At 30.6% G+C, this 8,527-nt stretch carries 10 protein-coding genes; 1 reads left to right on the forward strand and 9 read right to left on the reverse strand.

Annotated features, from left to right (window positions below; genetic code table 11):
• Nucleotides 1-44: 44 nt before the first annotated feature.
• Genes hisIE through ACLVEP_RS10385 form a run of 8 tightly spaced genes read right to left on the reverse strand, consistent with a single transcriptional unit; the run spans nt 45 to nt 6,246 of the window.
• Complete coding sequence (hisIE, locus tag ACLVEP_RS10350; protein WP_032090192.1) at nt 45-683, reverse strand: bifunctional phosphoribosyl-AMP cyclohydrolase/phosphoribosyl-ATP diphosphatase HisIE; 639 nt, start codon at nt 681-683, stop codon at nt 45-47.
• On the reverse strand, nt 683-1,450 hold the full coding sequence (hisF, locus tag ACLVEP_RS10355; RefSeq protein ID WP_412584675.1) for an imidazole glycerol phosphate synthase subunit HisF: 768 nt from the start codon (nt 1,448-1,450) through the stop codon (nt 683-685). Before hisF ends, hisIE begins: the two co-directional genes overlap by 1 nt.
• Nucleotides 1,432-2,157 (reverse strand): 1-(5-phosphoribosyl)-5-[(5-phosphoribosylamino)methylideneamino]imidazole-4-carboxamide isomerase, encoded by a 726-nt coding sequence (hisA, locus tag ACLVEP_RS10360; RefSeq protein ID WP_412584677.1) that lies wholly within the window; start codon nt 2,155-2,157, stop codon nt 1,432-1,434. Before hisA ends, hisF begins: the two co-directional genes overlap by 19 nt.
• Nucleotides 2,151-2,759, reverse strand: coding sequence for an imidazole glycerol phosphate synthase subunit HisH (gene hisH / locus ACLVEP_RS10365; RefSeq protein ID WP_119363486.1), 609 nt, complete (start codon nt 2,757-2,759; stop codon nt 2,151-2,153). The genes hisA and hisH overlap by 7 nt, the downstream gene beginning before the upstream one ends.
• Nucleotides 2,760-3,347, reverse strand: coding sequence for an imidazoleglycerol-phosphate dehydratase HisB (gene hisB, locus ACLVEP_RS10370; RefSeq protein WP_412584678.1), 588 nt, complete (start codon nt 3,345-3,347; stop codon nt 2,760-2,762).
• Nucleotides 3,348-3,349: 2 nt separating this feature from the next.
• Nucleotides 3,350-4,648, reverse strand: coding sequence for a histidinol dehydrogenase (hisD, locus tag ACLVEP_RS10375; RefSeq protein ID WP_412584679.1), 1,299 nt, complete (start codon nt 4,646-4,648; stop codon nt 3,350-3,352).
• A gap of 1 nt (nt 4,649) precedes the next feature.
• Entirely contained in the window at nt 4,650-5,279 is a 630-nt protein-coding gene (hisG, locus tag ACLVEP_RS10380) for an ATP phosphoribosyltransferase (protein ID WP_032090198.1), read from the reverse strand.
• A 1-nt stretch (nt 5,280) separates the two neighbouring features.
• Nucleotides 5,281-6,246 carry an ATP phosphoribosyltransferase regulatory subunit gene (locus tag ACLVEP_RS10385; protein WP_175301717.1) on the reverse strand — a complete coding sequence of 322 codons (966 nt, stop codon included), beginning with the start codon at nt 6,244-6,246 and terminating at the stop codon, nt 5,281-5,283.
• 445 nt (nt 6,247-6,691) lie between these two features.
• Between ACLVEP_RS10385 and gdhA the strand changes: the two genes are divergently transcribed.
• Complete coding sequence (gene gdhA, locus ACLVEP_RS10390) at nt 6,692-8,035, forward strand: NADP-specific glutamate dehydrogenase (RefSeq protein WP_412584682.1); 1,344 nt, start codon at nt 6,692-6,694, stop codon at nt 8,033-8,035.
• Between the two features lie 24 nt (nt 8,036-8,059).
• Here the strand turns inward: gdhA and ACLVEP_RS10395 are convergent, their stop codons facing one another.
• Nucleotides 8,060-8,446, reverse strand: coding sequence for a hypothetical protein (locus ACLVEP_RS10395; protein WP_412584684.1), 387 nt, complete (start codon nt 8,444-8,446; stop codon nt 8,060-8,062).
• Between the last annotated feature and the right edge of the window lie 81 nt (nt 8,447-8,527).

An 8,527-nucleotide genomic window follows, 5' to 3' on the forward strand; every position in this document is an offset into this window, starting at 1 on the left:
TTCGTTTACATTTTTTCATAATATGAAACATAAAAAGAGAAGATTTAATAATCTCCTCTTGTATGAAATTCTTTTTTGTTTCCAGTTACTTGATGTCTTTCTTTAAGTTTATTTTGAATATCTTCTAAACTGACACCTCGATCATTCATTAAAACAAAAGTGTGGAATAATAAATCAGATATTTCTCCAACCAATTCTTCTTTATTATCATTTTTTGCTGCAATAATTGTTTCGCTTGCCTCTTCACCCACTTTTTTACAAATCTTATCAACCCCTTCATTCAATAAGTAATTTGTATAAGATTTTTCAACTGGATGAATCTTACGATCAGCAATTGTTTTTTCTAATTCTCTAAAAATATCTCTTGCATCATAAGCTTGTACTTCATTAAAGAAGCATGAATAAGCCCCAGTATGACAAGCCGCTCCTGTTTGTTTGACATAAATCAATAAAGTATCTAAATCACAATCTAAATACATTCCTTTAATATCTTGAAAATGTCCTGATTCTTCTCCTTTATGCCATAACTTTTGTCTGCTTCTTGAATAAAAAACAGTTTGTTTAAGTTCTAACATTTTATCATAAGCTTCTTCATTGACATAAGCTAACATTAATACTTCTTTTGTTTGATAATCTTGGACAATTGCTGGAATTAATTCCATTTTATTAAAATCTGGTCGCATTATCTTATTCTCCTTACATTTATACCATGTTTTTTACATTCATTTCTTACATCTTCAACAGTTGCTTCATTAAAGTGGAAAAGTGAAGCCACTAATGCTGCATCAACATTTGTTTTTTCAAAAACATCAACAATATCTTGAATACTTCCACAACCACCTGAAGCAATAACTGGAATATCAACAGCCTTACAAACAGCATTAAGCATTTCAATATCATAACCTGCTTTAGTTCCGTCAGCATCCATCGAAGTAAGCAATACTTCTCCAGCACCTAAACTTTCACATTTTTTTACCCATTCAATTAAATCTAAACCTGTATTTTCTCTTCCACCTTTAACGTAGACATCCCATCCACTTTGGTCTTCTCTTTTTTTGGCATCAATAGCAATTACTACACATTGAACCCCAAATTCATCAGCTGCTTCTTTAATTAGTTGAGGATTAGCAATTGCTGCAGAATTAACAGAAACTTTATCAGCACCTGAGGCAAGAATCATTCTAAAATCATCTAATGTTCTAATTCCACCTCCTACTGCTAGAGGAATTGTTAGTTCTGAAGCCCCGCGTTCAATAATATCTTTCATAATGCCTCTATCTTCATAAGAAGCTGTAATATCCAAAAAGACAACTTCATCTGCACATTGTACGTCATATTTTTTAGCAAGTTCAATAGGGTCTCCAACATCTTTTAACCCAACAAAATTGACTCCTTTAACCACTTTTCCATCTTTGATATCCAAACAAGGAATTATACGTTTTGTAAGCATTTGATTGTCTCCTTTAAATCAATTTTCTTTTCATAATAAGCTTTTCCAACGATACATGCATAATAATCTTTTTGAGCAACTTTTTGAATATTATCAAAATCTTTAATTCCTCCAGAAACAACAAATTGAATTTGACTGTTTTTAGCGATTTCATCATACATTTCAAAATTAGGTCCTGTCAAAGTTCCATCTTTAGAAATATCTGTTGCTACAATATAACCAACACCAATAGATTCCAAATATTGAATAAATTCAATATAAGGCATTTGACTTGTTTCTAACCATCCTGCTGTAGAAACAAAACCATTTTTAACATCTACACCGACAACTATTTTCTCACTGCCATATTGTCTTAATACTTCTTTTAAAAATTCGGTGTCTTTTAAAGCTGCAGTTCCTAAAATAACACGATCAATTCCTACTTCATCTAAATAGAGTTGAACTGTTTTTAAATCACGGATTCCTCCACCAAGTTCTATTTTCATTTTTGTGCTATTTCTAATTTTTTTTATCGTTTCTAAATTTTTAGCAAAACCATCTTTAGCACCATCTAAATCTACAACATGTAAATAAATAGCTCCTGCTTTTTCAAAAGTTTGAGCAAGTTCTTCTGGATGATCACTATAAACTGTTTTTTGATTATAATCTCCTTTAAATAAACGTACTGCTTGTCCATCTTTTAAATCTATTGCTGGAATAACTAACATTCGACCATCTCCTTAAACGCAAGTAATATTTTATGTCCAACCATACCTGATTTTTCAGGATGAAATTGACACCCAATGACATTTTTATTTTGTACTAAAGCTGTGACCTTAGTAGTTCCATAATCTGTATACGCCACAAGATTTTCATCTTTACAGTGTGCCATATACGAATGTACAAAATAAACATCATCATTTTCATGTACATATTTCAAAATTGGTTGATGATTTGTTATATGTAATTGATTCCATCCCATATGAGGAATTTTTTCATCAATATCCATATAACGTACTGAACCTGGAATAAACCCTAGTCCTTTTGTTTCTTTTACTTCATACCCTTTTTCAAATAAAATTTGCATTCCCAAACAAATTCCAAGAATAGGAATTCCTGCCTCTTTTCGCTCTGTTAAAATATCAACTAAATGATACTTTTCTAAATTCTTCATCGCAGTAGGAAAAGTTCCTACTCCAGGTAAAACAATTCCTTTAGCTTCTTTAATAACTTTTTCATCTCTAGAAACAACAGCTTCAAGTCCAATTCTTTTAAAAGCACCGACAACACTTTTTAAATTTCCTACATTGTAATCAATAATAACAATCATTTATAAAACTCCTTTTGAAGAAACAATCTTATCTTTATTTTTTTCATCAATGCGTACCGCCTCTTTTAAAGCTCTTCCAAAAGCTTTAAAACATGCTTCGATTACATGATGAACATTATTTCCATAAGCTTCATTTAAATGCAATGTTGCATTCATATTGTAAGCAACTGCTCTAAAAAATTCTTCTGTCATTTCACTTTCATAATTTCCTAAATTGACTTTTGGAATATCTACATTAAAAACAAGAAAACTTCTTCCTGAAATATCTAAATCGCATGTTACTAGTGCTTCATCCATGGGAATTGTAAAATGCCCATAACGTGTAATACCTTTTTTATCGCCTAAAGCTTCTAAAATAGTTTTACCTAAAGCAATTCCCATATCTTCAACGCTATGATGACTATCTACTTCTAAATCACCATGACAAATCATTTTGATATCCATTTCACTATGGAAAGCAAGCAAGGTCAACATATGATCAAAAAAACCAATCCCTGTTTGAATTTCTGCTTTCCCTGTACCATCTAGATTAATTTCTAAACTAATTTGTGTTTCATTTGTATTTCTTTCTAGTTTAGCTTCTCTCATGATTATTCCTCCTCAAAACGTACAGCAATACTATTTGCATGAGCATCTAAACCTTCACTTTTAGCGAAAGTTTGAACATCATCTTTAAATGTTTCTAAAACATCTTTTGGATAATAACTATAAGATGAATATTTAACGAAATCATAAACACCTAACGCTGAATAGAATTTAGCTGTTCCTCCTGTTGGTAAAACATGGTTTGTTCCTGACATATAATCACCTAGAGGTTCTGGTGAATATTCTCCAAGAAAAATAGAACCTGCATTTTTAATATAAGGAAGTGTATTGACTGGGTTTTCAACTAAAACTTCTAAATGTTCTGGCGCTAAATAATTAGATACTTCAAAAGCTTCTTTTAAATTTTTAACAAGAATTGCTCCCCCATAATTTTGAAGTGATTCTTCAATAATTTCTTTACGAGATAAATAAGCCATTTGTCTTTTGAGTTCAATATTGACTTTTTCTACAAGTTCTTTACTTGTTGTAACAAGCATGGCACTGGCAAGTTTATCATGTTCAGCTTGTGACATTAAATCAGCAGTAATATATTTAGGATTTGCATTTTCATCAGCAATAACTAAAACTTCGCTTGGACCTGCCACCATATCAATATCGACAACCCCATAGCTTAATTTTTTAGCTGTCGCAACAAAGATATTTCCTGGTCCTACGATTTTATCTACTTTTTCAATTGTTTCTGTTCCATTAGCGATAGCAGCAACTCCTTGTGCTCCACCAAATTTATAAATAGTATCAACTCCAGATACTTTTGCAGCTGCAACAATAACAGGATTGACTTTGCCATCTGCTTTAACTGGTGTAATAATGACTAAATCTTTAACTCCAGCAAGTTTTGCAGGAATGGCATTCATTAAAACTGTTGAAGGATAGGCAGCTGTTCCTCCTGGAACATATAAAGCAACTCTTTCAATTGGTCTTACCATTTGTCCCATGATAACCCCATTATCTTTATATAATGACCATGATTTATCAATTTGATTTTTATGGAATTCAGTAATTTGTTGTTTTGTTCTTTCAAGGATTCTTATGTAATCTTGATCCACTTGTTTTAAAGCTTCTTCTTTTTCTTGATTTGAAACAACAAAATCATTTTCATCTTTAATTTGATAACCATCAAATTTTTGACAATAGTTGATCAATGCTTGATTTCCATTTTTTCTAATATCATTAATAATATCATTTACAGCATTATTAACTTCTATCGAAATTTCTTCTTTTCGATTATTTAATTTTTGTGCAATTTCTTTTAAATTCCCATCATATTCAATTACTTTAAGCATCTTAATTTCCCCCTATTACTTTTTCTAATTGATTTACAATATTCATAATTTCATCTTTCTTAAATTTAAAAGCTACCTTATTGACAATCATTCTTGTTGAAATATCACTTACTTTTTCAATTACTTCTAAACCATTTGCTTTAAGAGTTGAACCTGTTTCAACAATATCAACAATTGCATCAGAAATTCCTGTCACTGGACCAAGTTCAACAGAACCTTCTAATTTAATAATTTCCACATCTTCTTGTTTAGAAGCAAAATATTTCTTCGCAACATTTGTATATTTGCTGGCAATCTTTTTACGACGATTAAACACTTTATTTCGATATTCTGGATAAGCAGCTACTGCGAAATAACATTTTCCTATTTCTAGATCAAGAAGTTCATAGTAATCTTCAAAATCAACATCATCCAACGTATCTTTTCCTACAAAGCCAATATCAACAATCCCATGTTCCAAAAATGTAACAACATCATTGGGTTTACCAAAAATCATTGAAATTCCATCTTTTGTTTCAATTAATAATTCTCGATCTTTATTAAAAATAGGATCCATATCAAAACCTGCTTCTGCAAGCAGTTTACATACTTGTTTTTCGATTCTTCCTTTAGTAATAGCTATTTTAATCATGTTATTCTCCCTCTTTTTCAATGGCTTTTAAAATATGATTCATATGAAAACAGAACCCAACAGCTGTTTTATCAACATTAAATCTTGGAAGTAAATCATCATAACGTCCTCCTGATAAAATTGGATTTGCACTTTGATCACTATATCCTTTAATCATAAAGCCTGTATAATATTTCATGGTTGGAACCATTCCTAAATCAAAAATAATTCCTTCTTTACTATCTAATGATTCATAAAGATCTTTTAATTCTTGTAATGCCCCTAACAAAACAGAATCTTGACATTTATCCATCATTTGATGAAGTAAATCAATATTTCCAAAACATGTTGGTAAAGATAATAGTAATTGATTCAAGCTTTCTTCAAAATCATTTTTAGAAACAAAACGTTTCATTTCACTAATATCTCTTAATCTTAAAATATCTTCAAGTTCATTTCTTTGATTTCCAACTAATTCTAATAATCGATTATAGAATTTAGCTGAACCTAATTCCAAAAGAATATTTTTTAAAGAAATTCCTGGTAATGATTCTTGAATCATTGTCATGACTTCCTTATCCCCTTGAAGCCCAGGTTTATTCATTAACTCTACACCACCTTGGAAAAACTCACTACTTCTTCCTTTATGCATTGTTTCTTTACGATAAACTTTCCCAAAATAACTATAGCGTGCTTCACCTGTATTGGCACTATTGGCATATAATCTAGCAAGTGGTATTGTAAAATCTAGTCGCATGGCAACATTTTTACCTTCGTGATTGATATATTGAAACATCTTATCAACAGTAAAACCACAATCTAGTTTTGTATATAAATCAACATATTCAAACGATGGCATCAATACTTCATTGTATCCATGATTTGAAAAAACATGTCGTAAATGATTTTCAATTTCCCTTAATTTTTCAACATTGGTAATAATTGCATCAATACTTTCTTCAGGTATCAAATATTTAAACTCTTCCATAAAAATCCCCCTTTATTAAAAAAACGAGTCATCTAATGACTCGTTTCAACATCATTAGATACAGCTTAATTGTGATAGACAAAATGGGCTGTATCATAAATGATATAACCCTACTTTTTCCAATGATGGTGATGTAATTGTGTGTTATTTAGTATTTTCATAGTAATCACCTCTTGTTGTGCTTTATTCTAGCATAGATTGTATACAAAGAAAAGATAATTATGTATTTTTACGAAATATTTTATACTTTAAATACTTTATTGTATGCAAATCATAAGTTGTAATTTTTAATTTTTTGATAATTGATTGTATACAATTTTTATCGTGATAAAACACATCGTGTAGTATTTTTATTATCATGATAACTTATTTATATGATAACTTTTTCTTAATTTATTCATTTATTATTATTAAAGATGTATGATAGCCCTAGGAGGATATAACAATGGAATATATTGAAAGAGTATTAACAAACTTAAAAGCTAAAAATACTGATCAACCAGAATTTATCCAAGCTGTTGAAGAAGTATTAGAAAGCTTAGAACCAGTTATCAAAGCTCATCCTGAGTATGAAGATATGGCTATTTTAGAAAGATTAACTGAACCAGAAAGAACTTTAATGTTTAAAGTACCTTGGATGGATGATCAAGGTAAAGTTCAAGTAAACAGAGGATATCGTATTCAATTCTCTAGTGCTATTGGACCTTATAAAGGTGGTTTAAGATTCCACCCTTCTGTTAACCTTGGAATTATTAAATTCTTAGGATTCGAACAAATTTTCAAAAACTCATTAACAACACTTCCTATCGGTGGTGGTAAAGGTGGTTCTGATTTCGACCCACAAGGAAAATCAGATGCTGAAGTTATGAGATTCTGTCAATCATTCATGACTGAATTATATCGTCACATCGGTCCTAGCGTTGACGTACCTGCTGGAGATATCGGTGTTGGTGGTAGAGAAATCGGATATTTATTCGGACAATACAAACGTATTAAAGATGCTTATGAAAATGGTGTTTTAACTGGTAAAGGAATGACTTATGGGGGTTCTTTAATTAGACCAGAAGCTACTGGATTTGGTGCTGTATACTATGGTAAAGAAGTATTAGCTCATTTCAACGATACTTATGAAGGAAAAACAATTGCTGTTTCTGGATATGGTAACGTTGCTTGGGGTGTATGTATCAAAGCTAAAGAATATGGAGCAAAAGTTGTTTCAATTTCTGGTAGAGATGGATACGTTTACGATCCTGATGGAATCAATACTGATGAAAAAATTGATTTCTTATTAAAAATTCGTTCATCAAATGATGTTAAATTAAAAGACTATGCTGAAAAATTTGAATGTGAATTCCATCCTGGTGAAAAACCATGGGGATTAAAAGTAGATATGGCTTTCCCTTGTGCTACTCAAAATGAAATTGGTGAAGAAGAAGCTAAACAATTGATTGCTAATGGATGTAAATACATCATCGAAGGTGCTAACATGCCAAGTACACCTGAAGCAATTGCTTACTTTACAGCAAATGGTGGTACTTTAGGACCTGCAAAAGCTGCAAACGCTGGTGGGGTTGCTGTTTCAGCATTAGAAATGTCTCAAAACTCTATGAGATATAACTGGACAAGTGAAGAAGTTGATGAAAAATTGCATAATATTATGAAATCAATCTTCAATAACTCAGTTGCTGCTGCTGAAAAATATGGATTAGGATTTGACTTAATCAAAGGTGCTAATATTGCTGGTTTTGAAAAAGTAGTAGAAGCAATGATTTCTCAAGGAATCTATTAATAAATAAAAAGAATGGACAGGAGATTAAATCTCTTGTCCATTTTTATATTGATTAAATTTTTTATCTAATTCTTCATAAAACGATGTAGCATTTACTAAATAAATATTTTTTGTATGTTGATTAAATTGTAATTCTATTTGATGTTTCGAATTAAGCGAATATGCTGTTAAATCCTTAAATTCAATCATTTGAGGCATAAAACCAATACCTTTAAAGAAGTATACTAATATACCATCTTCAAAAACAGAAGCATTAAAACGTATTAGTAAAGTAGGAAGTACACCTAAGGCTAGTAATAAGACAACAACTAATTTCATTCGATCATAGCGAAAATGAATTCCAGCATATAAACAAAAAATAAGTAACAAAATAGAAATAAACATCATTCTAATATCTTTATATTTAAACATACTTTTATCTCCTATAAAAAATGATAAAATAAAAAAATGGTGGTTCCGGGCGGAATCGAACCACCGACACGAGGATTTTCA

The sequence above is a fragment of the Faecalibacillus sp. genome, assembly GCF_047023275.1.
Taxonomy (GTDB): domain Bacteria; phylum Bacillota_I; class Bacilli_A; order Erysipelotrichales; family Coprobacillaceae; genus Faecalibacillus.

Bases quoted from the DNA above. Each gene is read 5' to 3' on its own strand.
- hisIE (WP_032090192.1), bottom strand. From the start codon at position 683: ATGCGACCAGATTTTAATAAAATGGAATTAATTCCAGCAATTGTCCAA.
- hisF (WP_412584675.1), bottom strand. From the start codon at position 1,450: ATGCTTACAAAACGTATAATTCCTTGTTTGGATATCAAAGATGGAAAA.
- hisA (WP_412584677.1), bottom strand. From the start codon at position 2,157: ATGTTAGTTATTCCAGCAATAGATTTAAAAGATGGACAAGCAGTACGT.
- hisH (WP_119363486.1), bottom strand. From the start codon at position 2,759: ATGATTGTTATTATTGATTACAATGTAGGAAATTTAAAAAGTGTTGTC.
- hisB (WP_412584678.1), bottom strand. From the start codon at position 3,347: ATGAGAGAAGCTAAACTAGAAAGAAATACAAATGAAACACAAATTAGT.
- hisD (WP_412584679.1), bottom strand. From the start codon at position 4,648: ATGCTTAAAGTAATTGAATATGATGGGAATTTAAAAGAAATTGCACAA.
- hisG (WP_032090198.1), bottom strand. From the start codon at position 5,279: ATGATTAAAATAGCTATTACTAAAGGAAGAATCGAAAAACAAGTATGT.
- ACLVEP_RS10385 (WP_175301717.1), bottom strand. From the start codon at position 6,246: ATGGAAGAGTTTAAATATTTGATACCTGAAGAAAGTATTGATGCAATT.
- gdhA (WP_412584682.1), top strand. From the start codon at position 6,692: ATGGAATATATTGAAAGAGTATTAACAAACTTAAAAGCTAAAAATACT.
- ACLVEP_RS10395 (WP_412584684.1), bottom strand. From the start codon at position 8,446: ATGTTTAAATATAAAGATATTAGAATGATGTTTATTTCTATTTTGTTA.